This window comes from Methyloceanibacter methanicus (assembly GCF_001723285.1).
Classification (GTDB): domain Bacteria; phylum Pseudomonadota; class Alphaproteobacteria; order Rhizobiales; family Methyloligellaceae; genus Methyloceanibacter; species Methyloceanibacter methanicus.
Genome location: NZ_LPWG01000005.1, coordinates 1 through 23,101, shown reverse-complemented (window position 1 = coordinate 23,101; position 23,101 = coordinate 1). Strand labels below are relative to the sequence as shown.

Sequence of the window (23,101 nt, the reverse complement as noted above, 5' to 3'; positions counted from 1 at the left end):
GAATACAGCGATTCCCGGTTCCTCTGGAAATCCCCTCCAGACTTAGCAAATCAGCGCCATGAATGCGCAAACTGACTTGGAAATACGTGCAAATCACGGCCGGACCCCGTGGAGACGTTGCACGAGACCGGCTTGCCCTTTTTGCGGCGCCCTCCTAAACCGTCAAGGCTGACAACTTCCCAGGAGATCTCCATGCCGCGCCTCATTCTGCTCCGACACGGCCAAAGCGTCTGGAACCGGGATGCGATCTTCACCGGCTGGACCGATGTCGATCTCTGCGACAACGGGATCGAGGAAGCCAGGCACGCGGCGGAACTTCTGCGGACGCACGATATCCATTTCGATCAGTGCTTTACCTCCTATCTGCATCGCGCCATCCACACGCTGTGGATCGTCCTTGAGGCGCTGGACATGACCTGGCTGCCGGTCGAACGCAACTGGCGGCTCAACGAGCGGCACTATGGCGCACTCCAAGGGCGGAAGCGCGACGTGGTCATGGAGGAGGTCGGTCCCGAGCAGCTTCACATCTGGCGCCGGAGTTACGCCGTGCAACCGCCGGCGCTGACGGAAGACGATCCGCGATTTCCTGGCAACCAGCGCAAATACGCGAAGGTCCCCCAGCGTCACCTGCCGCTGACCGAAAGCCTGAAAGACACGGTCTCGCGGGTCCTGCCGTTTTGGCAGGAGCGCGTGGAACCGGTCATGATGCAGGGCGGCACGCCGCTGATCGCAGCGCATGGGAACAGCCTGCGCGGCCTGATCAAATATCTCGACGGCATCTCCGACGAGGACATCCCAAGTCTCGAGGTACCGACCGGAAAACCCTTGGTCTACGATCTGGACGAGGGCCTGCGCACCATCCGGAGCTTCTATCTTGAGGACGGGCAGGAACCCCATCGCCTGCCGAAGGCCAGGGCCGCCCCCTCCACCGCTTGAGGCGAGGCCGGGCGAAAGCTCAACGACGGCTTTCGCTACCAGAAGCTATGCGGTCCGTAGCGCCGCACGCGCCCTGCAGCCTCGTATCGCCGCCGAGCGCCTGGCAAATCTCGACTTTCTTGAGGGGATTATCCCGCACTTGGGCGTCGGAAACGCGCCAGCCGTAACTCCGGGCCACACGTGCGATTTGCCGGTCCTGGCAAAGTGGCGTCGAAATCAGGCCATTCTTGGTGACCTGGAAAATCCCCTTGCAGCGGATCTTCGCGGCCGCCGGGGACGCGGTCGCCACGGTCACGGCCGCCGCCAGGATGACCGCGGCAAGGGCCGCGGCGAGCGCCGCGGCGGGGCCGTGCCCGGTCTTGCCGCCGCCCAGGGTCGCGCTCTGCATCGCCACCTCCTCCTTTACGAACCGATCGGAACCGACGCGCTGACTACCACTCGACGGACTGCAACGCCGGAAAGAAGCCGTCCTCGCGATAGGCGTAGCTTCGCCATTCGGCCACACCGCCGCGGGACGCCCGTCGGTGACGAGGGTTCCATTCTCCAGGGTCAGCCGGGGCAAGGGCAAGCAGACGAAGCGTTCCCCGACGATCCAGAACGAGCCGAGCCCGGCCATCAGGGCATCGGCGAAAGGCAGATAGGCCTCGTTGAGATCTTCCAGCCGCTCGCTGTCGACGCTGGCGCTTGCCACCACGTCGCGCATCACCGATGTCACCAAGGACGCCACATTATAGCCGCGCGTGCCCGCATCGCCGGGAATGAGGTTGCGCAGCGCCAGGGCAAAGACTTCCAGATGCAAGGCAGCGGCGATCCGTTCGGCCGCCGTCGCTTGCGCCTCCCGGTAGGCCGTCAACACCGCCTCGTTCGAACTGAGTTCGGCCAGCGCCCGGTCCCGCATCGATTTTGTGGTTTCCGCCCAAAGACAGGATTCGGAACTGTCGAAGTCGATGCCGGCGAGTTCCGCATCGGCCTGCTGCGGTCCCATGGCCCAGGTAAAGGCGACATCCCGGAAGCCAATCAGCCGCGCATGCCGGCCGACGGCCTCCTCCACCACCAGCGGGTCGAAATATGGCCGCTCCGGGTCGATGCCGTTCAAGCGTGAGATAATCTTTTCGACTTCATCCACCACGGCCTTGTTCTCCCTGTAAAGCGCCCTTCCAGGATGTGCCGGATACACCGCCCCCTCCTGATTTGGGTCTTGATTCTGTATTGCGGGTCCAGCTCGAAAAAGCGGCGCAGCTTGCTGCGGACCGTCCCGCGCGGACTATACGCCTATGGCGACCGCTGTGAAACGCCTTGGGGGCACTTGGCCGCCAAGTGAAACGCGAAGCGCCGACGCTCGGCGCGGCATCGGGCGGCCAATTCATGACGAAATTCGTGGCGCATGAGCCGCGAGGGCACCGTGGACCCCAAGGAACGTCCTGGACCCTACGCGTGTAGCGCTTGTGGCCGAGACAGTTCGCGAGCGCGCCCACGGCATCAGAGAACACGGTCGCGAAAATTGAGGCCACGACGGACGGACCAAGGATTGGCGCGCTGAGCGGCGAGGACTCAACCCAGCTTGAGGGGCGTGACTGTCGAGATCGGCTCCAAAGCAAGAATATGGACCGCCCTCACATTTGTAACGGCATAGCGCGGAAACAGCCGGCGAGGTTCAAGCCAGAGCCGGTACAGCCACTCAAACCCGATATCCTGCATCCACTGTGGGGCCCGGCGGTTTTGGCCAGACAAAAAGTCGAACAGACCGCCCGACGTCTTTACAACGCCCACGTTCAGTTGCGACCGCCACCGCAGCGCGAACTCCAGTTCCCGTGGGGTACCCATTCCAACCCAGAGAATGTCGGCCCCGCTCTTGTTGATCTCCTCTACCACGGCCTCTTCTTCATCGGCCTCCAAGAACCCGTGACGGAAGCCCGCGATATGAAGATCGGGGTACATTTTCCGGACCGCGGCGACCGCTCTTTTGATAATCTCCTCCGACGCACCAAGCAGAAAGAACGTGACGCCCTTCTTCTGCGCAAGCTGCGCAACATCGTGAAAGAGGTCCGTTGTAGCGACACGTTCCGGCAGTGGCGTTTGGCCACGCAGCCTGGAGGCGAAAACCAACGGCATTCCGTCCGCGTTGATCATGTCTGCCGAAAGAAACAGCTCGCGGACTTTGCTGTCGGCAGCGCACATAGACAAGACGTGACCGTTGGCGGACGTCACCACGTAGGGGCACGCATGAGACAGCCGAGCCTTTAGGGCGGCGTCTACGAAAAACCGCGCAGAGTCCTGACGGTCGATGACGGCCACAGGCAGGCCTCCGATCGAAATGCGAGACACCTCCTGCGGCGGAGCGGCCGTTGTCGCGACATGATCGGTCATGCATTCCTCGGCGAATGCCGTTGCGGGTCCAGGGCCAACCGCGCGAGCGGCCTCTTAAAACGGTATGCGTTATTTAAGGGTTCCGCCGACCGGCCCTGCATGGCACGCGGGCTCCTCGGGAAATTGCTACGCGATTTCTCCAACCCCGCAGACTTTTCGCCAGATAAGCACAACATCGAAACCTTGTCCTCTAAGCCGTGTCGACGTTGGGCCGTGCCGACACAAATATTCAAGCAAATTCACACGAGTCGAACTCAAACTAGCAAAAATGGATGCCATTTCTTGCTGGTCGTCGGCGGCAAACCCGTCAACAAAGCTTCAGTCCTAAAATTTCGTTAGGTCCCGGTCGCGGCGCCATCCAACTGCAATGTGTCGTCTCGGGCCCGAGACATCGGATTCTCTCTTGGCCACTTGGATCGTGGGCTCATACGCGATCTGGACCCTTGGCCACCTGCCCATTTTCATGTGGACTTGAGCTTGGTTCGCAAAGCGAACGCAAGCCCAGCCAGGCTGGCAACCGCCGGATGTCCCAACCACAAATGCCACATGGCAGTCGGTTCGGTACCAAACTTCTTCTTGTAGGGTTCATCACCAATGGTGAAATCGAAAACCTGGTCACCTCTCGATATGCTGTCCTCGATCGCGCTCTCCATACTCAGTGTACCGACTGAGTGTTGACCAAAACCTTCGGAATCAAATCCGCCCAACAACAAAGCCACGCGGCCCTGATGCACGACACAGAAATCCACCGCAATTGCTCTGCCTTCGCAGGTTGTGAGATAGGTGCGCGTCAGCCCAACCGGCTGGCCTCGAACAGCGATGTCCAGATAGAACTCGAAAAAGTCAGGGCGACAGAACTGACCATCTTCCCAGCGATCCTCATGCATGGAACGCAGTGCGAAAAATGCATCCTTGATCGCATCGGGATCCGTCACCTCCTGGAAACGAAAGTCGGACCGGGCGCTGAGCGAGCGCCTGTTCCGCTGTAGGTCTCTCCGGAATTTGCTGGAAATCACGTCTTTGCGCCATTGCGTGAACGGCGCGTACAGGGGCACGGCGTGAGCACAGAGGGGCGAGGGCGTCCAATTGCGCGTCTTGAACATCTCCGTTCTTATCACGCTGTCGTCGCGAACCTTCTGCAGACGGCAGAGCGGGAACCCGCCAAAGACCCCGAGAACGCTTCGCTGAAGGTCCGGGTCACGTGCAATCATGGCTTCAAAGCCGCAATCGATGACCGGACCGCAATAGTCCGAGACCCCCAAATCGGCAAACTCGACAATCGGAACCGGGCCGTAGCGCCGCCGTAGCATTGGCGCTAAGAAGACCAGCGTCGCGTCCCCTGGCACGCGACCCGTTATGATGACCGGCTCTGCGCCAAGGGCCGGGGCTAAACGCGAATACACGCCATCAAGCCACAACGGCTGCTGAAAAACCGTCGCAGACGATCGTTGGAAGAGCTGCCGGTACTCCTCCGACAAGAAGTCGAACTCGCGAAGCTGTTCGAAGTGAATCATGACGGTTTTCCCGGACCCGAAAGACAAATTTGTTCGTGACAGTCTTGGCGGCGGCGGATGCGAATTTGGTCCAGATCCATTGACAATTTGGAGGGTTGGCTGTTGGCGCGTGCAGGACCCAGTCAACCAGTATTTCGTTACGCTATTCGATACCTATGCGCGATCAAATACAGATTGGCGATGGCCACAAGAGACTTGCGGGTATCCGTATCAATTCTATGGGATAGCGACGATTCTCGCCGCCACGCGTCCCGTCGGCAAGGCGGTCGGCGCAGGACTCGCGCGAGAGTTGCGCGGTGCCGCGGCGGACAACGGATGCGTCCGTCGGGACCACCGGAGTACTTTGACACGCCCGCATTCCTTCAGGGCACATCCCCGGCACTGTCGCGCGTCTTATAAACCCAGGCCCCGACAATGGCTTGGCAGGCCAAAGTCGTTAAGCGTGTATCAAACACAAGCATGAGATACGAATACAGATCGGTTCGGGAACGCGCGCGCTTCCCCTCAGATTCCGGAAGAGTAAACCGCTCCGGCTCGGAGCTACCATGGCTGGCAGTGACAGGGAGCGCTGGTCGCAGCTGAACGCTGGGGTAATTTTTGACCTCGATCTCGTTTGACCGCAGTCGGTTTCAACCACGCCAATCGTACGTCGCGAAGAACAAATGTTACCTTCGGCCAAATCAACGACAGTAGCGCTCAAGGCTCTGTTGCGGCGCGCAGTCGGCAGCAGCATTTTTGTGGGCGGCGGCGTATCTCTCGTGCTGATTTTCGCCGCCTCTGTCTCCGGCTTCGTCATGTTCGCGCTCGCAGCGCGGCAAATGGAACCTCACTCTTTCGGGTCCCTCGTCGTCATCTTCAATGCGATGGGTTTCCTTGGCGTTGCGGTCGTCTTCGGCCAGGAATCCCTGATCTCTCGTTCGTGGGGAGAGTATTGCGAGACGAACCGACCCGCCCTAGCTCGTGGGGCGCTTGCATTCGGGATGACGATCGCCACGGTCGGAGGCGCCGTCGGCGCGCTGTTGTGCCTTTGCTTGTGGCTGCAGTTTGGGACCTACGAATCGGCGTGGATCCCAGTCGCGGCAAGCCTGTTTTTGCTTGCAGAAGCACTCGTCACCTTCTTTTCGCGCTTCGCGCTCGTCGCCGGCAACGTGGTCGTGGCCGTGCTCCCGAGGGACATACCATGCGGCTCGCGATCATTGCCCTCATACTGTGCGGGAGCTACGTCGGCATGCATCTGAACGTTGCGACCTTCTTTTTCGTCGCAGCGGCTGCAATGGGCCTCAGCCTGTTGTGCCAAGGTTGGCGCGTTTGGCAGCTTGTCCCTGATTCCGTTAAGAATGCCTCGGCAGAGTTCGACGTCGCGAACTGGCGCCTTCGGTCATCCAGGATGTGGCTTTCGTCGCTACTCGATGCCAGTGGCCAGTATCTCGAAGTGATCGTGATTGGCATCGTACTTGGCCCCTCAACGGCGGCTTACTATTTCAGCGCCACGCGGATCACCAATGTCTTCGCAATGATCGCTGGCGCCATGACGATCTATGCGACACGCCACATTAGTCCCCTCTATCATGGAAGAACAACGGAAGAACTCCGAGATTTTCTCTCCTCCCTGGCGATCTTGAGTCTCTTGCTTGGGTTGGGGGCCTTCATCGTCATCATGCTCGGCGGCAAGCTGCTTCTTTCCTTGTTCGGGCCCTCCTACACCGACGTCTATCCTGCCCTGCTGATCCTCGCCGTCGGTGGCTCCTTGACCGCCATGGCCGGGCCCGCGCCGTACCTTCTATTGCTCACAGGTCACGACGGCCTTTACCCGTGGATCGTGGCCGGAACATTGGCCGTGAGAATTGGCCTAATCGTCATCCTTGGCTATTGGCTTGGTCTCATAGGCGCCGCCATCGCAGGAAGCCTCGGGGCGGCTGCCACCGCGGTCGCGCTGGTGGTGGCATGTCGCTGGGTGCTTGGCGTTGACCCTTCTGTTCTGGCTGCCGTTCGTCGCATTCCGCTCGGCGCGAACCGCAAAGACGAGGGGCCGCGGGAGGGGGCATGAAAGCAACCAAGGCACAGGGGCCCAAACAGCAACCGAGGCGGGATGCTGGAAGCAGCGGCGCGGTAGCGCGCCGCCTCGTCCTGCTGCAAACCCAGGCGGAAGCCGCCGGCGCCCAGGAAATTTCCCGGATTCTCGACCTTGGATTGACCCAACGTGGTTACGACGTACACAACATTTATCTCTACCGACGCACCGGCGCCTTCGACGAGCAGTCCAACTCTTCGTTTTGCGCCATGGAACGTCCCCACGGCCCACTGGGTTTGCTCAAGCTCGTGTACAACCTTGTCGCGCGTCTCCGCGCCCTCAGGCCGGAGATCCTAATCTGTTTTCAAGATTACGGTAATATTGCCGGAGCAGTGGCGGCAAAGCTTGCGGGCGTCCCTTATGTCATTGCCAATAGAAACGGCGCGGCAGGGCTCGTCGCAAAATGGGTTTGGCCGGTTGACAAAGCGTTCGGAACGATCGGCCTATTCGACCGTGTCGTGGTCAACTGCAAGGCGGTGGCGGACGAGTACTTGGACTATCCCGCGTCCTATCGCGCGCGCATCTTGCGCATCGACCATGGCTTCGATCCAAAGCGCAGTAATCTGAGCAAGGTTGAGGCGCGGCAACGATTTGGCTTTCCAAAGGACGTGACGCTTCTTGGCACCATCGGCCGGCTCAGTGTGAACAAACATCTCGACAGCGCAATCAGGCTGCTCGCAAACCGCGATTGGTCCCTTGCGATTGCGGGGCAGGGCCCTGACCGCGAGAGCCTCGAGACACTTGCACGGTCTCTAGGCGTGAGCGACCGGGTTAGCTTCGTCGGCGAGCTTCCTCCCGAGGGCGTTGCGGCGTTCTTGCGGGCTCTCGATGTATTCGTATTTCCCACGCGGATGGAGACATTTGGTCTCGCAGGCGTGGAGGCTGCGGCGGCAGGCGTGCCAGTCGTGGCCAACGATCTCCCTGTCTTGCGGGAAGTTCTGGCCGTCGATGGTAAGCCCGCCGCTGTGTTTGTGGATACGACCAACGCCGCTGGTTTTGTACACGCCGTTGACGATCTTCTCGGGAACAAGACCATGCGTGACGACATCTGCGCCAGGGGTCGCAGCCTTCCGGGCCGCTATGGCCGAGAGCGAATGGTGGACGAGTATGCGGCCCTGATTGAGGGACTTCGAGGTGAGTCCCCCTATCGGACCCTCTAATCCAGCCAGAGCGCTAGCGCCGGGTTGCGGAGCCGGCAAACCATGACGGGTCAGGCCATCCGTACCCTGATTGACCGGCAGCGTCGTCGGCCGTCACGGGCCACTCTCACCGATCGTCTCGCGGAAAGGGCCCGCCACGCGTGCTTCGTCCGCATGCACGCCGCCTGCGTAGGCAGCATACGGATCGGTGATCTCTTCACAACTGTCGAGACGAACACCAATGGGCTTTCCCGCGTCGCAGCTCGGCGCCAACTTGGGGGCGGAGGTGTCGTTTCAATCGGAGCTCGACGTCTTCAACATTTCATGCAGGCGCGTGAAGGGCCGAAAGCGCGCCAGGAGACAGCTCAATCAACTCCAGAGTATTTTCATCAAGCTCAAATACGATGGGAGCAGGAGCGGCTTTGGGAGGGGGGTTCACCAGTTTGCTCGCTCTGGCGATGGCCGCTTTGGCGATTTGGTCCAAGCCGATCTTGTCCGTCAGTCGCGGCTTGAGGCCCAGTTTGCGGCGAAGCAACCCATTCGTGTAGATCGCATTCGCTCGGATCAGGGCCGGCAGCGTCAAGAACTCACAAGAGAGGGACACGCACAAGCTATCCGAATTCTGAACACGATGAGGCGCGGCTTGCGGCCATGTGACGGCGTCGCCGGGATTCATCACAAGTTCGACCGCCGCCTTATCAAACTGACTTTGGAATGTCAGTTGTTCCTCTTGTTCTCGCAGCGCGATGCCTTCGACTTGTGGCTGTGGCGCGAAGGGTTCGTTGCAGGGATAAACGTACACCGTTTTTTGTCCGCGAAGATGCACGAGACAAACCATGGGAATGTCCAGGTGATAGTGAACGTGCTCATTGGGAGAGGAAATCAACACACCAACGTCTCGCTTGAAGGTTCTTTCCCCCGTCGCGGCCTCGAACTGTTCGAAGACTGTGTCTTCAATTGCCTTGTACTCGGGGAGGTAGGCGCCGACATTTCGCAAGTTCAGCCACATACGGCCCTTTCTTACCGCTTCCAGGAGTGTTGCACCCGAGGCGGTCGGCGCTTGGCAGCGAGACGCCGCGACAGCGCCGTCTGAATGCGGCGGAAAAGTATAAAAGCCCAACTTTTCACGCGGATAGCGGTCTAGCAGGTCCGCAAGAGCTTCGTCTGAAAACAAGTTCGACGTATGCACATCATGCGTTGAGCAAACGATCTCTTTTCGAAATCGCGACGCCATATCGGCGGGCCAATCAAACTTCATTTTCGTGTACCACTTCGTCAAAGAAAAACGAACTTAACCTGCATTCACAGACATTCCATACTAGGAATGGCACAACACTCTGCACAGTATATAAGTCGGATTTGGTTGAAATTAACCGTTACTTTTTCCGAACTCGTCGAAAATCTCGGATCGTGGACTCGCTTAAGGTTTCCGCTCCTGCTGCCGTCTCTCTTGCGGCGAACGTGCTCATGTCACCCGCGCTCTTCGCAGCGCGGATCGCGGTGCGAAACGGGACGTCGGCCGTACCACACGGCGGAGTAGCGGGGCAGGTTCGGAAGCCGTAGCAACGCCCTCACGGTAGAACGAGCCCAGGAGTAGGCCCGCAAAGCCGGCAAAGAACGCCCCCGCGAGCGGGGAGAACAACGCCTCCTCCTGGAAGATGCCATTGACCACCACAGCCGCAAGACCGAGACTTCCTGCCACGAACACGAGTTGACCGGAAACCTTGTAGTCGTTCCACAGGCATCGACTGATCCAAAAGAGAAGAGCCAGGAGCACAGGGGCGGCAATGCCTACCTGGTAGAGAAGGACGCCGACGGCACTTTCGACTCCGACATCCGTGTACCCGGTCTGTTGGGCCAGGCCCCAATCGCGGGGCCGTCGACGGGAGACAAATTGCCACCTGCGCCAAGGCCATGCCCCAACGGATTGGCCAGGAAACCTCTGATACCGCCGATGAAACCGACGACGTGATAGTCACTCGTCCTTATGCCGACGATGATTCCGGCGACCGCGTAGACCGTCAGGATAAGCATATAAAACCAATAGCGGCGGGAGGCCGGGACATACTTCGAAAGGAACAGTGCCATGGCGCACAATGCAAACAGGATGACGGCACCCTTCGAGCCCACGATGAGGACCAGTGGCACGGCAAGCACCGGCACGAGCCAACGGCCGGTGGCCATCAAGATGAGCGAAGCGCCAACCAGGAAATAGGCATAGCTGATCGGATGGAAGTTTGGTCCAACGACGCGGCTTACCGTGATGTTCCAGTCGGCCAGTAAGGGCGTGTTGAACAGGCTGACCTGCATCGTATCGAGGTAGCTCCGCAACACGAATCCCGTCTGCTGCATCTCTTCCAGGAACGTTCCCTGCTCGAACGACTTTTGCACGCCGAGCTTCAGATAGGCCTCGCCGTTTGTGAGCTTGTAGAAGTCTTCCTGGAAGAACAGCTCCGCATAGCCGTACATCAGCGCCAGGAACGCCATGACGGCAAGCGGTCGCACGAACTCGACCTTTCCGCGATAGGCCACCAATGCGAAGATCTGGATCAGGAAAAACGGAGTCGCGACGTTTCTCAGATAGACGACCGCCGGAACGAAATTGGAAACGGCGCCCAGGCAAAAATAGAGCCCTATAAGGACGAGGGCGCCGGTGGTGAAATCGATCAACCGGCGCAGCCGCGGATCCATGTCCTTGCGCTCGATCCAATATCCCGCATAGAGGACGAGCCAGACGACGGCCGTGATTACGAAGTTGTAGGCTCGGATCGCGTCCAACTCCTGGGGCGACGATAGCCCGGGAGAAACGAATGCCACGACCAGGTTCTGGAACAGGTAGGAAAAGACCAGGACGACCGGCACGACGGATGTCGCAAAATTGGCAACCATGACCGCCACGACCGCGCAGAGCAGGATCGCAAGCGCGGGGCTGACGAGATGAAGCGTCACGGGCAGGCCGATCGCGAGGAGGCCGAGAAAGATCCCGCCCCAGTCGCGCACGAACACCGCCCCGGGATTCTCTCCCGAAGACCGCGCTCTTACCCGTTCATGTGTCAGCTCTAGCGACACCGCTTCCGCCTCTTCCGATCCGACGCCCGTCAAGTGCAGGCGCGCGTCTCATTGGGCCGCCCTCGACCGCCGCGGTCTGAGGGCCTTTTGCGCCGAACACGTCCCAAGAACCGCCGAAGGAGCGTTTCCGGGGGCAGACTCCTACGCGCTAGGGGTGAACATCCTGCTTAGGACGCCCAGACAAATCTCCGAACAACGCGACGAGCATGTCCTCATCAGGAATCTCCCGGCCGTGATCGCGTTGGACGAACCCGAACCCTTGCGCGTAGTCCCACAGGCCCAGCCGAAGCAATGTGTCTCGGCCAAGCGGCTGACCGCCCCATACCAGTACAGGCGGTCGGCCCGGGGTGCGGCCCAGGACAACGCGCCAAATTCATTGATGATGACGGGAACCCGGTTTTGCCGTGCCCACTGAGCGGCCCCGGCGATGGCATGGTCGATGCGGCCATCGTCCCACGGGCTATTCAGCGCGTCGGTGAGCGTCTCTGCGGCTTCGTCGTGGCCGTCCCGGCGAAGCTGCTGCTGCAGCGCCACGACATCGGGATCGTCCGCATGCAGCGGAAATGGCACACCATGCAAATCACGCAGCGGCCCGTCGCCCCAATCGCGGCCTTGGTGCGTAAAGACCATGGGATCGTAGTAGTGGGCCGCGTACACGACATTGGGCTCGTCGAGCGGCCTCTGTCTGGTCATCTCATCCAGACGCTGAAGCGGCGTGAGTGCGTAGACGATCGTGTGATCGGGAGCTTCGGCGCGGATGGCCTTCACGATCTTCGGGCCCATGCGCTCCCAGTCGGCTGCCGCGACGGAGGGCTCGTTCAGCACCTCGAAATAGAGCGTATCGGGCGAGCGGCCGGCATAGCGCCGCGCGATCTTGCGCCAAAGTCCCTTCACCAGCTGCAGCCCCGCATCAGGAGCCGCATCGAACACGCGGCCGAGCCGCTTGCCGGGGTGGAGATCGATGCTCACCGCGAAGCCAAGCTTCTGCAGCTGATCAAGCGCCGCATCGAGCTCGGAAAAGTTGCGTGCAATCTCGGCTTGGTCGCTGAACGGCTTCATGAAGCGGGCCGGCTGGATCGGCAAGCGGACATGGGTGAACCCGCGGGCTCTCAGTTCCGCCAACGCCAAGACATCCGGTGCAATGCCCTCGTCGGTATCGAGCCAGCCGTTGAGGTTGAAACCCCGCGCCAGGGCATCGATCCGGCTGGCGGACACGGACGCGCTGAACTCGGCGGCGCAGTCCTTGGTGCGCGCGAGCGCGTTCCCCGGGTGCATGACCGCCAGGACCGACGTGACGAGTGCCGCTACGAGTAGACGCGCACGATGCGGCATCAGTCCGGCTCCGCGTCGCAAGCGGGAAGGACGGCAACAGGCATTGAGAAAAGGAGATACGTGGCGTGTATGTTTGTAACGGCATAGCGCCAGAACAAGCGGCGCGGTTCCAAACCCAGCCGGTATAGCCACTCGAGCCCGGCGTCTTGCATCCACTGCGGCGCCCGGCTGTCCCGGCCGGAAAGGAAGTCGAACAGGCCGCCCGATGTCTTCAGAACGCCGACCTTCAGCTGGGGGCGCCATCGCATGGCAAATTCGAGCTGGCGCGGTACGCCCATGCTGACCCATAGAATGTCGGCGCCGCTCTTGTTGATCTGATCGACAATGGCCTCTTCGTAGAGGCTGAAATAGCCGTTGCGAAAGCCCACAACCTCCAGATCGGGGTACATCGTGCGCACGTTGGTCACGGCCTTGCTGATGTTTCCCTGGCTGGCGCCCAGCATGAAAAACCTCGCACCCTTTCTCTGGGCCTCTCGCGCCACGTCGTGAAACAGGTCGGTCGTCGCAACCCGCTCCGGGAGCGGCGTTTGCGCCCGCAATTTCGAAACGTGAACCAGCGACATGCCGTCGGCGCTGATGAGATCGGAGGAAAGATAGAGATTCTTGATCTTGGGGTCCGACGCGCAGAGGGACAAGACCTGCCCGTTGGCAGACGAGACGATGAGCGGGGCCACATCGCGACCGCGCGCGGCGAGCGCGGCGTCCACCAGGAACGCTGCGGTCTCTTCACGATTCATGACAGCGATCGGCAGGCCGCCCATCGAAATGCGCGGGACCGCCTGCACGGACGTGGGTATGCTGGACATATGCACGGTCACGCTTCCCTCGGGAGACACAGCGGCGCCGCTCCGGCGGCGTAGATATCGGGATCGTAGTGCCGGTCGGCGGAAGACGTAGGCCTCCCCTCGAAAGGCGCCTTGCTCAGAACGACTCCCGCGACGTGGGATTCATGCGGACCCATCATGTCCAAGGCGTCGATGACATCAGAGCGGTCGGTGCGCCGCCACTCGGCCAACATGACAATCCGGTCGGCGCATTCGATCATGCGGCCGCCGGTCGGCAGAATCGCCGGACTGTCGACGACAATGACGTCGAAATAGTCCTGGAAGTCCTTGAGCACGGCGGAGACCGCCCGCTCGTCCAAATGGTGGAATTGTGCGCCTTGCATGTCGCCGGTCCCCACCACATAGAGCCCGCTCGATACGTCGCTCATAGCGGTATTGCGGACGTGCCGCCGCCCCTCGGTGAGTTCCTGTAGGCCAGGCCCGATGACGCCGAACATCCTCGTGATCTGTCCCGAGTACCCGTCGCCGTCGACAAGCAACGTCTTCACCCCGGACGCCGCGGAGGCCCGCGCCAAGTTGGCGGCAAAGGTCGACTTGCCTTCTCCAGGCAAGGCCGACGTCACGACAACGATCTCGCCCTCTTTGGCGGCCGAGCGACGCAGACGCCGCGCAATCGCCGAAACGGTGCGCGTGTACTCCGCTTGAGCGCGCGCATCTTCGGCTCGCCGGCCGGATCCACCAAACCACGACAAGGGATTGAGCGGCGAGCGCGCCTTTCGCAAATCAGGCAGCGTGCCGAGATAAGGCAGTCGCAAAACCTGCTCGACTTCACTCGCCGAGACCAGTCCGCGCCGTTGTTGCTCAAGAACCAGCGCGAGCGCGGTGCCGCAAATGCCGCCGACAATGGCCGCCGCCATCACCAGAATGAACTTGCCCGGGCGCGAGGGTTTCAACGGCGCAAGTGCCGGAGAGATAACGCGCGCGTTCTCGAAGCGCAGCGTCTGCTCCTGTCTCGTTTCCTTGAGGCGTCCCAGATACTGCTCAAGCAGCGCACGGTCGGCCGCTGCCTCCCGCGTCAGGGCCGCAAGCGGGACACTGGCTTGGCGCGCCTTCTCGGATTCCTTCTTGAGAGTGTTGAGCTCAGCCTGGAGCGTGGTGGCCTGCTCCGCCGCCGCCCTCTCCTCGGTACGCAACCCCTGGAGCACCCGTGCCACTTCCTGGTCGATCTGGCGCTTCAATTCGACCAGCTGCTCGCGGGACGCAACCAGGACCGGGTGCTGCGAGCCATAGATCGCACGGTATTGGGCGTCCAAGCGCGCGGCGTTGGCGTACTGATCGCGCAAACCCGTCATCGTCTCCGACTTGAGGATTTCGGAGAGCGCCTCGGCAGCATTCCGGCCCTTGGCGGCGGCCTGCACCTCCTTCAGGCGCGCACCGACTTCGGCCTCGCGCGCCTGCGCCACCGCAAGCTGCTCCGAGATATCCTCCATGCGCCTCTCGACAAGCTGGTTGCCCTGCGTGACATCGACAATGTCGTGCTCGGCCGAGAAGTCCGCGACCGCCTGTTCGGACTTCCGAACCCGCTGGCGCATGGTCTCGATCTGCGCGTCGAGCCACTTTGATGCGCCCAAAGTCAGTTCGGCCTTCAGGTCCTGCTGGCCTTGAATATACGCATCCGCGACCGCATTCGCGATCTGGGCCGCCTTGTCCGGATTCGTCGAACTGAAATTGATCTCGAGAACATATGTGAGACCGCGGCGCTGAACCTCGAGCGCGTCCTCGAACTGGTCCACGAGTGCCGTCTCGCGCTGTTCGGGCGTCATCTCGCCAAGGCCAAACTCGGCCTTGATGTCGTCCAGGATGGACGTTGCTGTGAGTCCGGGTCCGACTCGAGGTGGAGTTCGGCAATGACCTTACGCGCCAGCACGGGCGACTTGACGAGTTCGATCTGGCTCTCAACCGCGGCGGCGTCACTGCCGATCCCGGACAGAACCTCCTCCGAATTCGTCACGCGCGGCTGACGCGGGTCGAGCAGCACGATGGCGGTCGCCGTGTAGTTGGCGGGAAAGAGCAGCAGAAATGCCGCCGCCAAGGCAGCCGCGGCCAGCGCCATGCCCAAGATGAGCTTGGCCCGGGACAGGAGCACTTTGATCAACTGTCCAATATCCAAAGGCGCCCCCAACCCTCCCTGGTCGAGACGTGGGCCGCGCATGAGTTCGTTGCGCGAGCCTTCCGGTTCGATCGAAGTTTCCTCACTCAAGCACAGCATCGAAAAGGAGTCCTTAAAGACCAGCGCGCGGGGAGGCCCCCCCGGGGGAAGAAAAGCTGCAAAGAATTCGATGGCTATCAAGCTGCTTGGAGCAAAACCGGTGCCAGTTCCAGATGGAACCAACGGCAAACCGAGTCAACAAACGGTTAATCTTAAATTTCCGTAAGCCTGTCTCGTACTGCGTGTCCGCCCCGTGCCATTGCGGCGCAAATGCGTCAACTTGTGACATTAATATTTCGTTAGCCATACTGGCAACTGGCCCAAACGGCCCCCAAGTGTGCCGGCGTGAGACAGTCGGCGTGCCGTCCCAGCACAAATGCCTGTCAAACAGCAGTCCAAGGCCCCGCCGCATCCTGTGGCACGCATCTAGCACTCCGAGGCCAATTCAACTCGTTGAGACAGAAGAGACCGTTTGGCATGAGCGACACGCTTGTTTCGCGTTGGAAACCAGAGAAGCGCGCGCAAAACTGGAAGAGTTTCGCCACCGAGCTGGCGGCTCTCGCGGCCGTGGCCACGGAAACGGCCGCAATCGCCGCCGCCTCGGTGGTGAGCGGACTTCTCTACCATCTGGTGGCCTACGGCGAACGCGGGGACGTCATCGGCTATTTCCAGGTGGGAACCCTCGCGGCCTCGATCATTCTGATCTCCAACCTCTTCCGGGGGGAATACCGGCTCAGTCATTTCCTGAGCTTCAAGACCCACCCGCGGCGGCTATTCCAGCTGTGGAACGCAACCTTTGCCTGCCTCCTCGTGCTTGGTTTCCTGATCAAGGCCAGCGAGGACTATTCGCGGGGCTGGCTGCTTCTCTACTACGTCACAGGCTTTGGCACGCTCCTTCTCGTCCGCTATGCCCTTGTCCGGCTCGTTCGCCGGGCCGCCAGCGCCGGCATTATAGCCACCAAGCGCATCTTCCTGATTGGGACGCCCCAGGAGGTCGAGCGGTTCACGGCGCATTTCGACACCTCGGCCCTCGGGATCGAGATCGTTGGCAGCAGCTATCTGAGCGATGCCACCCTCCGGGAGACGGCGCCAGTCCGACAGGAGGAACTGAGCCGCGACCTCGCGACCGTCTCGCCCCATGTGCGCCATTTGGAGCCGGACGCGATCTTCGTGCTCATTCCGTGGTCCGAGCGGGATCTGATCGACCGGTGCGTTCAGGTCCTGGTCGGCCTGCCTTGCGAAGTCCATATCGGCCCGGACCATGCCCTACAGCACTACAGCAATGCGGATCTTGCCCGCCACGGCCCGCTCGCTAGCCTTCAGCTCGTTCGCGCGCCTCTGTCGCGTTTCGATCTGCTGCAGAAGCGGGTCTTCGATTTTTTCGCGGCAGTCTTCGCTCTCGCCGTCGCCGCGCCGTTCATGGTCGTCATCGCGATCTTGATCAAACTCGACAGTCCGGGCCCCGTGTTCTTCCGTCAGCAGCGGTATGGCTTCAACCGGAAGCCGTTCCCGATCTTGAAATTTAGAACGATGACCACGCTCGACGACGGACCCATCGTCAATCAGGCCACACGGCATGACCCGCGTATCACGCGTGTGGGCCGCTGGCTGCGCCGGTTGAACCTCGACGAACTGCCGCAACTTCTTAATGTGATCCGCGGAGAAATGTCGCTGGTGGGCCCTCGTCCGCATGCGATCGCGCACGACCACGAGTTCGAGAAGGTTGTCGACAGCTATGCCTGCCGCCACAACGTCAAGCCGGGAATCACGGGCTGGGCGCAGGTTCATGGGTATCGCGGCGAGACCGACACGCCCGACAAGGTCGAGCGGCGCCTCGAGTACGATCTGTTCTACATCGAGAACTGGTCCCTCGCCCGCGATGTGCTGATCCTGTTCTGGACCGTCTTCTCGGCCACCGCCTACCGCAACGCGTTCTAGAGACGATTCTGTCGTAGTCGGGATGGCTTGGCTGCCCCTCCGGCCGGATGCGCCGCGGGCTGTCGGCCGCGCCTACGAATGGGCCAGCGCAAAGACGTCTGCCGTCAGAACTCGCCCGGCATGCTACGGCGTGACCAGCCGTGTCCTGGCCGAGCGGATCTTCGCTCGGGCGCCTTGAGCGACGCTCGCGACGCGCGCGGCCGCGGGCGGCCCAAACCATGCCGCATACATCGGCGTCGAGACGGTTCCGAAACTGTCCTTGTACGGTTCATCCCCGATCGTCAGATCGAAAACCCTCTCGTGCCGTGCAATCGCATCCTCGATAGCGCTTTCGATCATCAGCAGGCCAACGGAGTAGTTGCGAAACACGTCGTAGTTGACACCCATGAAGAGCAAGTAGAAGCGCCCGCGGCTGGCCAGACCAAAAAGGACGCCGGCGGGCTGCCCGTCGGCCGTCAGCAGATATGTGCGCGCGGCGCCAACCCGGCTGCCCTCAAGCGCAACATCCCGATAGAAGTCATAGTAGATTTCCTGCTGCAAGAGGCTGTTGGTCCAACGTTGCCGGTGGAATGCCCGGAGCGCGCGAAAGGCGGTCTCGATGGTCTCCTCGTTCGTCGCGACCGAAAATTCGATTTCGGCCTTCTTCCCGAGCAGCCTGCGCTTGCGGTCCAGAAAGCGCCGGAAACTGTCCGTCAGCGCCGTCTCACGCCATGTCGAGAACGGGGCCTTGATGAGGGCCGAGTGCGCGTGGACAGCCATCGTCGTGCAACACGCGGATTGTAAGCCAAGGATTTGGCGGACATTCTCGGCATGCAGTTTCTGAAGCCGCGCAATCGTGAATTGCCGCCAGGCGGCCCCGAGATCCTCGCGCAAAGCCCTATCCGTCCGGAGTGCCTTGGCCATCCAGTCGTCGACGACGGGGCTGCAGTAGTCCATCACGCCCAGGTCCGCATACTCGCCATAGGACACCGACGCGAAGGAGCGCTTCACCATGGGCACGACATAGACGAGCCGGCCGTCGGATTTGCGATACCCGGTCAAAATCGCGGGATGCACGCCCTTCGCCGGGACAAGCTGGCCATAGACGCGTGCGAGCCAAATGGGGTGCTGAAAGCCGGACGCGGCGGACCGGCCGAACAGTCTCTCGTACGGCTCGGACCGGAAATCGAATTCATTGCACCACGTGAAGTCGACCATGACTTGCGCATCCCTCGCAGACCCTGCGCTACGTCGGCAAGGTATCGCGGCTATGAGCCTTCCCTGGCAGTGTTGTCGCAAATCAACGTTAACGAGTTGGGTAACGTTCCGTGCCGTAATTTTGCTTTGGTCGCCTGCTTGGTGCCTGCGACATCGCTGCGCACGCGCCTGTCCGCGCGGCAAGTACGCCACCGGCGTTCGAGCAAGACGCCGGATCGCTCTAGTATTTCTTCACAATTGCGCGTTAGAGGACGAGGGCAAGCTACGGCCCGGAAGGAGGCCCTCGTGTTGACTGCCCGCATTCGTGGCATCCTATCGAACGGTACATTGCTCGGCAGCGTCTCGACACTTGCCGTGAAGGCTTGCGGGTCTGCCTTGGCCTTCATCATGTTCGCCCTCGCGGCGCGGCAAATGAACCCGGATGCCTTCGGTCAATTGGCCGTCGTGTTCAACACGCTCTCATTTATCGCAATTGCCATGAACTTCGGCCAGGAAGTGCTCATCGCGCGCTCCTGGGGCGAGTATGCCGGCACCAGCCCGTCGCTCGCCCGCGGGGCCCTACAATTCGGCGCCCGGATCGTCCTGTATGGAGCGACCCTCTCGTCGCTTGCGGTCGTGCTCTACTGGTTCCTTTCGGGATCGGCTCCGGGGCCATGGTTTGCCGCCAGCGCAGGCCTATTCCTGTTTGCGCAAACGCTGACGACATTCACCAGCCGGCTGTCCTTGGTCGTATCGGGTGTCGCACTTGCGGAAATCCCACGTGAATTCCTCTGGCGGACCACCGTCATTGTCGCGATCCTTGTGATCGCCGGCACGGGAGCGAGCTTTACGGCCACGGAATTCTTCCTCGTAAGCGGCGCGATTCTTCTCGTCTCCGTCTTCGGTCAATGGCTGCGGATACGGCAGGTCATTCCGGCCGCCGTACGGGAGGCGGAGCCTCAGTTCGAACGGGATCTGTGGCGACGCCGTTCCTCTCGCATGTGGCCATCGGCTCTACTGGACTCAAGCAGCCAATATCTCGAAGTGGTGGTCGTCGGATTCATTCTTGGTCCCGCTGCCGCCGCGTTCTACTTCGCCGCCACGCGAATCACGAACGCGTTCGCCATGATCGCGTCCGGTCTGACGACTTACGCCACGAGACACATCAGCCTGCTCTTCCACAACGATTCCACTGCCGAGCTTCAGTCGATGCTGCGCTCGCTAGCGATCGTCAGCCTGCTGCTCTCGGGGGCCATCGTGGGGGTCATTGTGGTCGCGGGCAAACTCCTGCTCTCCTTCTATGGCGCGCCCTACGTGGATATCTATCCCGTATTGGTCATTCTGACGCTGGGCGGGCTCCTGACCGGGCTGGCAGGCCCCGCTCCCCATCTCTTGTTGCTAACGGGGCACGAACGCCTCTATCCCGTGGTGATGACAACCGCCTTGATCTTGCGGATGAGCTCGATTGCCCTTCTTGGGACCTTGTTCGGACTGACAGGTGCGGCGATCGCGGGAGCGGCGGCAACGGCTCTAACGGCCGGAGCCCTCGTCGTGGCGTGCCGCCGGTTCATTCGCATCGACCCATCCGTACTGTCACTGTTTCAGCAGAAGGCGCTCGCCGAACTGGCCCAGCCCGGCGAAGGCCCAAATCTGGCAAAAAGCGAGAGAGCATGACCAGTCTTGCAGCAGCTTCCAGCGACAACAAGGGCGCAACCGTGACGACCGCCCCGACCGGTGGATGCCGGCGCATTGTCCTGCTCCAGACTCAGGCCGAAGCCGCCGGCGCACAGGAGATTTCGCGCAATCTCGATATCGGCCTAACCAAGCGCGGATACGAAGTTCATAACGTCTATCTCTATCGCCGCACGGATGCCTTCGACGATCAGCCTAACGTCATGTTCTGTGCTCCGGAACGGCCCCGCGATCTCGTCGGGCTCTCGAAAGTAGCCTACCGGCTTTGTCGCTACCTCCGGGAACTCAAGCCCGACGCCATCGTCTGTTTCCAGCACTATGGCAACATCGTCGGCGCAGTCGCGGCGCGGCTGGCGGGCGTCCCTTTTGTGATCGCCAACCGCAACGGTCCCGCCGGTGTGATTCCCAAATGGGTCTGGCCGATTGACAAGCGTTCGGAACCATCGGTGCTTTCGACAGCGTGGTTGTGAACTGCAAGACGGTCGCCGACGAGTATGCCGGCTACCCCGCCGCATACCAGAAGCGAGTCTATCGCATCGATCACGGGTTCGACCCCAAGCAAAGCCGGGCGACCAAGACGGAGGCGCGGGAGGCGTTTGGACTTCCCACAGACGTCACCCTTCTCGGATCGGTCGCGCGGCTCAGTCCCAAGAAGGGACACGACAGGGCAATCAAGCTGCTCCCCGGTACAGACTGGCACCTGGCCATCGTGGGGCAAGGCGCCGAACACGACACCCTCGCCGCGCTCGGAAAATCCCTGGGCGTGTCCGACCGGCTTCATTTTCTGGGCGAGGTTCCGCCCGAGGGCGTTGCTAAGTTTCTAAGAGCTCTGGATGTTTTTGTCTTCCCGACCACCATGGAAACCTTTGGGCTCGCAGCGCCGAAGCCGCGGCGGCAGGCGTTCCCGTCGTCGCGAGCGACCTTCCGGTTCTGCGCGAAGTTCTGGCCGCGGACGGAGAGGCTGCGGCCGTTTTCGTGGATACCACGGACACGGTTGCATTCGCCCACGCGGTGCAGACGGTGCTCGATGACGCTGGCCTGCGAAGCGAAATCTGTGCCCGCGGCCGCGCACTCCCGGAGCGCTACAGCCTGGACGGGATGGTCGATCAGTATGCTGTACTGATCGAGGGCCTACATTCGCAGACGCGCAAGGCCAACAGGGCCTGACCCGCCCTAAAGCATCGATGGAACAGCGAACCGGATCAGACCATCACATCGCCGTCCTCGTGGACCCAACACGGCTGCGGTCCTTCCACGCTGCCCTTGTGAAAAGACTGCAAGAGCGCAAAGGCACACGGGCTTCCCTGGTCGACACGGCGCCCGCATCCCGGCTACCGGCGGCGGTGGACCTCTTTCTGTCGCTCGAGGCGATGCTCAACGGCAGAACCGGACCGCGTCTCTCCGCGGCGCTACAGGACGGTCTCGCCTCTGGCGGTGATCTCGCGATGCCGACATCACCATCGATCTTTGCGATGACGAACCGAGGCCCCATAAGACCTACGCCGTCCTGTTCGACGATGCGCCGGGCGAAGCACCGCTTGTCGGAGCACTCCTCGCAGGGCGTATGCCTCTGATCACGGTCAAGGACGTGAATACCGGCGAGATTCTCGCGCAAGGAACCGCCAGCGGCGACAATGCCCGAACGGTTGTCGAAGCTCTGGAGAATGTCCTCGTCCGCACACTCGACGTCATCGACCTTGCCCTGGACGGGTCCGCACCGCCCGCGCCGCGCCCGATGCCGGCGGCGCATGCCGCAAGGCTTCGCGACGTCGTCGCGTTTGAGGTCAAGACGCTGCCCTACGTCATCGCCCGCCGGCTCTACCACCTATGCTGTTACGCACCGCACTGGCGAACCTGCTGGCGTCATGTCGACGGTCCGGGCGTCTTGGAAACGGGCTCGCTTGCCGGAACGCCCTGGAATATCGTCCCGGATCCAGGCTTCCAATTCTATGCGGACCCATTTCCGTTTGTGCACGACGGGTCGGAATGGGTCTTCGTCGAGGCATTGGATCACAGAATCCAAAAGGCCGTTATATCGGTCATACCCTTCGGCAGCGATGGTCCGCGCGGCACGGCAAGAACCGTCTTGCAAGAAGACTGGCATTTGTCCTATCCGGGCGTTTTCCACCATCGCGGCGAAATCTGGATGGTCCCCGAGAGCGAGCAAAGCGGTACCGTCCGACTCTACCGCGCTGATCCATTCCCGGATCACTGGACCTATGAGGCGACACTCCTTGAAGGGGTTGAGGCCAGCGATCCCACGATCTTCCACCATGACGGCACGTATTGGATGACCGCGACCACGCGGTCGGGCAGCGGGTCGTGGTCGGACGCGTTATCGATCTTCTTCGCATCCGATCTGCTCGGACCCTGGGAGGCCCATCCCGGCAATCCCGTGCTGATCGATCAGGCGGCGGCGCGGCCCGCCGGGGCCGTCGTGGCCCGCGGCGGCCAGTTGTTCCGGCCGGTCCAGGACTGCACGAACGGCTACGGCACCGGCATCGGCTTGGCCGAGATCACGCGGCTGGACCGCGAACACTTCGCGCAGACGGTTCGCACGGTGCTTCGGCCAATGCGCGGGTGGCCTGGCAAGCGGCTGCACACCCTCAATCGGGCGGGGCGGCTGGAATGTATCGACGGATCGGCCCATTCCCCTCGCAGCCGCCTGCTCGGGCGCTGGCTTGAAGATTGGTCTGGGCGTCGCGATGCAGCCGGCATGGCGCGTGGAGTGCCGACACCCCGAGCGTGATCCGGTCCAGATCCCCGGCGCGGCGGTGGACGACAAGCCTCGATCTGCCATCGACCTATAACGGGACATCCGCTCAGCATTTATTAACCATGCGAAGGGTAGGTTCGGGACGTATCGACGCCGT

The 23,101-nt window shown here is 61.5% G+C and carries 18 protein-coding genes and 1 pseudogene; 9 read left to right on the top strand and 10 right to left on the bottom strand.

What is annotated here, in order from left to right; all coding sequences use genetic code 11:
• Window positions 1-192 precede the first annotated feature (192 nt).
• Entirely contained in the window at window positions 193-936 is a 744-nt protein-coding gene (gene gpmA / locus AUC68_RS03755; RefSeq protein ID WP_069436425.1) for a 2,3-diphosphoglycerate-dependent phosphoglycerate mutase, read from the top strand.
• A 19-nt stretch (window positions 937-955) separates the two neighbouring features.
• Here gpmA and AUC68_RS15530 read toward each other — a convergent pair whose 3' ends face one another.
• From AUC68_RS15530 to AUC68_RS03740, 3 genes are all read right to left on the bottom strand, one after another.
• Window positions 956-2,065: a hypothetical protein gene (locus tag AUC68_RS15530; RefSeq protein ID WP_083240372.1), complete on the bottom strand. Its 1,110-nt coding sequence runs from the start codon at window positions 2,063-2,065 to the stop codon at window positions 956-958.
• Between the two features lie 422 nt (window positions 2,066-2,487).
• Complete coding sequence (locus AUC68_RS03745; protein WP_069436424.1) at window positions 2,488-3,303, bottom strand: WecB/TagA/CpsF family glycosyltransferase; 816 nt, start codon at window positions 3,301-3,303, stop codon at window positions 2,488-2,490.
• 461 nt (window positions 3,304-3,764) lie between these two features.
• Entirely contained in the window at window positions 3,765-4,817 is a 1,053-nt protein-coding gene (locus AUC68_RS03740; protein ID WP_069436423.1) for a GNAT family N-acetyltransferase, read from the bottom strand.
• A 662-nt stretch (window positions 4,818-5,479) separates the two neighbouring features.
• Between AUC68_RS03740 and AUC68_RS16655 the strand changes: the two genes are divergently transcribed.
• From AUC68_RS16655 to AUC68_RS03725, 3 genes are read left to right on the top strand one after another with little or no spacing between them, the layout of a single operon-like run.
• On the top strand, window positions 5,480-6,055 hold the full coding sequence (locus AUC68_RS16655) for a polysaccharide biosynthesis protein (protein ID WP_069436422.1): 576 nt from the start codon (window positions 5,480-5,482) through the stop codon (window positions 6,053-6,055).
• Complete coding sequence (locus AUC68_RS03730; RefSeq protein ID WP_141701079.1) at window positions 5,998-6,864, top strand: lipopolysaccharide biosynthesis protein; 867 nt, start codon at window positions 5,998-6,000, stop codon at window positions 6,862-6,864. Before AUC68_RS16655 ends, AUC68_RS03730 begins: the two co-directional genes overlap by 58 nt.
• Window positions 6,861-8,048 carry a glycosyltransferase family 4 protein gene (locus tag AUC68_RS03725; protein ID WP_069436420.1) on the top strand — a complete coding sequence of 396 codons (1,188 nt, stop codon included), beginning with the start codon at window positions 6,861-6,863 and terminating at the stop codon, window positions 8,046-8,048. Before AUC68_RS03730 ends, AUC68_RS03725 begins: the two co-directional genes overlap by 4 nt.
• 301 nt (window positions 8,049-8,349) lie before the next feature.
• Here AUC68_RS03725 and AUC68_RS15525 read toward each other — a convergent pair whose 3' ends face one another.
• From AUC68_RS15525 to AUC68_RS03690, 6 genes are all read right to left on the bottom strand, one after another.
• Window positions 8,350-9,285 (bottom strand): JmjC domain-containing protein, encoded by a 936-nt coding sequence (locus AUC68_RS15525; RefSeq protein WP_083240371.1) that lies wholly within the window; start codon window positions 9,283-9,285, stop codon window positions 8,350-8,352.
• A 533-nt stretch (window positions 9,286-9,818) separates the two neighbouring features.
• Window positions 9,819-11,027 (bottom strand): hypothetical protein, encoded by a 1,209-nt coding sequence (locus AUC68_RS03710; protein ID WP_141701078.1) that lies wholly within the window; start codon window positions 11,025-11,027, stop codon window positions 9,819-9,821.
• A gap of 210 nt (window positions 11,028-11,237) precedes the next feature.
• Window positions 11,238-12,428, bottom strand: coding sequence for a glycoside hydrolase family 5 protein (locus AUC68_RS03705; protein ID WP_069436416.1), 1,191 nt, complete (start codon window positions 12,426-12,428; stop codon window positions 11,238-11,240).
• Window positions 12,428-13,234, bottom strand: coding sequence for a WecB/TagA/CpsF family glycosyltransferase (locus tag AUC68_RS03700; protein ID WP_069436513.1), 807 nt, complete (start codon window positions 13,232-13,234; stop codon window positions 12,428-12,430). Before AUC68_RS03700 ends, AUC68_RS03705 begins: the two co-directional genes overlap by 1 nt.
• 8 nt (window positions 13,235-13,242) lie before the next feature.
• Window positions 13,243-15,036 carry a GumC family protein gene (locus AUC68_RS03695; RefSeq protein ID WP_069436415.1) on the bottom strand — a complete coding sequence of 598 codons (1,794 nt, stop codon included), beginning with the start codon at window positions 15,034-15,036 and terminating at the stop codon, window positions 13,243-13,245.
• On the bottom strand, window positions 15,033-15,482 hold the full coding sequence (locus AUC68_RS03690) for a Wzz/FepE/Etk N-terminal domain-containing protein (protein ID WP_069436414.1): 450 nt from the start codon (window positions 15,480-15,482) through the stop codon (window positions 15,033-15,035). The genes AUC68_RS03695 and AUC68_RS03690 overlap by 4 nt, the downstream gene beginning before the upstream one ends.
• A gap of 417 nt (window positions 15,483-15,899) precedes the next feature.
• Here AUC68_RS03690 and AUC68_RS03685 point away from each other — a divergent pair, with 417 nt between their 5' ends.
• Window positions 15,900-17,360, top strand: a complete 1,461-nt coding sequence (locus tag AUC68_RS03685) for an undecaprenyl-phosphate glucose phosphotransferase (RefSeq protein WP_083240370.1) — start codon at window positions 15,900-15,902, stop codon at window positions 17,358-17,360.
• A 123-nt stretch (window positions 17,361-17,483) separates the two neighbouring features.
• On the opposite strand, the gene AUC68_RS03680 is transcribed toward AUC68_RS03685, so the two are convergent.
• The gene (locus tag AUC68_RS03680; protein WP_069436413.1) at window positions 17,484-18,557 is read right to left on the bottom strand and encodes a GNAT family N-acetyltransferase; all 1,074 of its coding nucleotides are present in this window, start codon (window positions 18,555-18,557) and stop codon (window positions 17,484-17,486) included.
• 285 nt (window positions 18,558-18,842) lie between these two features.
• Here AUC68_RS03680 and AUC68_RS03675 point away from each other — a divergent pair, with 285 nt between their 5' ends.
• From AUC68_RS03675 to AUC68_RS03665, 4 genes and pseudogenes are all read left to right on the top strand, one after another.
• Window positions 18,843-20,210 (top strand): lipopolysaccharide biosynthesis protein, encoded by a 1,368-nt coding sequence (locus AUC68_RS03675; protein WP_141701077.1) that lies wholly within the window; start codon window positions 18,843-18,845, stop codon window positions 20,208-20,210.
• Window positions 20,207-20,698 carry a glycosyltransferase gene (locus AUC68_RS15520; RefSeq protein ID WP_083240369.1) on the top strand — a complete coding sequence of 164 codons (492 nt, stop codon included), beginning with the start codon at window positions 20,207-20,209 and terminating at the stop codon, window positions 20,696-20,698. The genes AUC68_RS03675 and AUC68_RS15520 overlap by 4 nt, the downstream gene beginning before the upstream one ends.
• A pseudogene (locus AUC68_RS16270) lies at window positions 20,689-21,395 on the top strand (glycosyltransferase family 4 protein). The gene AUC68_RS15520 and the pseudogene AUC68_RS16270 overlap by 10 nt, the downstream one beginning before the upstream one ends.
• A gap of 397 nt (window positions 21,396-21,792) precedes the next feature.
• Window positions 21,793-22,977: a glucosamine inositolphosphorylceramide transferase family protein gene (locus AUC68_RS03665; protein ID WP_069436411.1), complete on the top strand. Its 1,185-nt coding sequence runs from the start codon at window positions 21,793-21,795 to the stop codon at window positions 22,975-22,977.
• Window positions 22,978-23,101 lie beyond the last annotated feature (124 nt).

Coding starts and splice junctions, on each gene's coding strand:
- gpmA (WP_069436425.1), top strand. CDS start 193: ATGCCGCGCCTCATTCTGCTCCGACACGGCCAAAGCGTCTGGAACCGG.
- AUC68_RS15525 (WP_083240371.1), bottom strand. CDS start 9,285: ATGAAGTTTGATTGGCCCGCCGATATGGCGTCGCGATTTCGAAAAGAG.
- AUC68_RS03680 (WP_069436413.1), bottom strand. CDS start 18,557: ATGGTCGACTTCACGTGGTGCAATGAATTCGATTTCCGGTCCGAGCCG.
- AUC68_RS03725 (WP_069436420.1), top strand. CDS start 6,861: ATGAAAGCAACCAAGGCACAGGGGCCCAAACAGCAACCGAGGCGGGAT.
- AUC68_RS15520 (WP_083240369.1), top strand. CDS start 20,207: ATGACCAGTCTTGCAGCAGCTTCCAGCGACAACAAGGGCGCAACCGTG.
- AUC68_RS03685 (WP_083240370.1), top strand. CDS start 15,900: ATGAGCGACACGCTTGTTTCGCGTTGGAAACCAGAGAAGCGCGCGCAA.
- AUC68_RS03730 (WP_141701079.1), top strand. CDS start 5,998: ATGCGGCTCGCGATCATTGCCCTCATACTGTGCGGGAGCTACGTCGGC.
- AUC68_RS03740 (WP_069436423.1), bottom strand. CDS start 4,817: ATGATTCACTTCGAACAGCTTCGCGAGTTCGACTTCTTGTCGGAGGAG.
- AUC68_RS03700 (WP_069436513.1), bottom strand. CDS start 13,234: ATGTCCAGCATACCCACGTCCGTGCAGGCGGTCCCGCGCATTTCGATG.
- AUC68_RS03665 (WP_069436411.1), top strand. CDS start 21,793: ATGCCTCTGATCACGGTCAAGGACGTGAATACCGGCGAGATTCTCGCG.
- AUC68_RS03690 (WP_069436414.1), bottom strand. CDS start 15,482: ATGCTGTGCTTGAGTGAGGAAACTTCGATCGAACCGGAAGGCTCGCGC.
- AUC68_RS16655 (WP_069436422.1), top strand. CDS start 5,480: ATGTTACCTTCGGCCAAATCAACGACAGTAGCGCTCAAGGCTCTGTTG.
- AUC68_RS03745 (WP_069436424.1), bottom strand. CDS start 3,303: ATGACCGATCATGTCGCGACAACGGCCGCTCCGCCGCAGGAGGTGTCT.
- AUC68_RS03695 (WP_069436415.1), bottom strand. CDS start 15,036: ATGACGCCCGAACAGCGCGAGACGGCACTCGTGGACCAGTTCGAGGAC.
- AUC68_RS03705 (WP_069436416.1), bottom strand. CDS start 12,428: ATGCCGCATCGTGCGCGTCTACTCGTAGCGGCACTCGTCACGTCGGTC.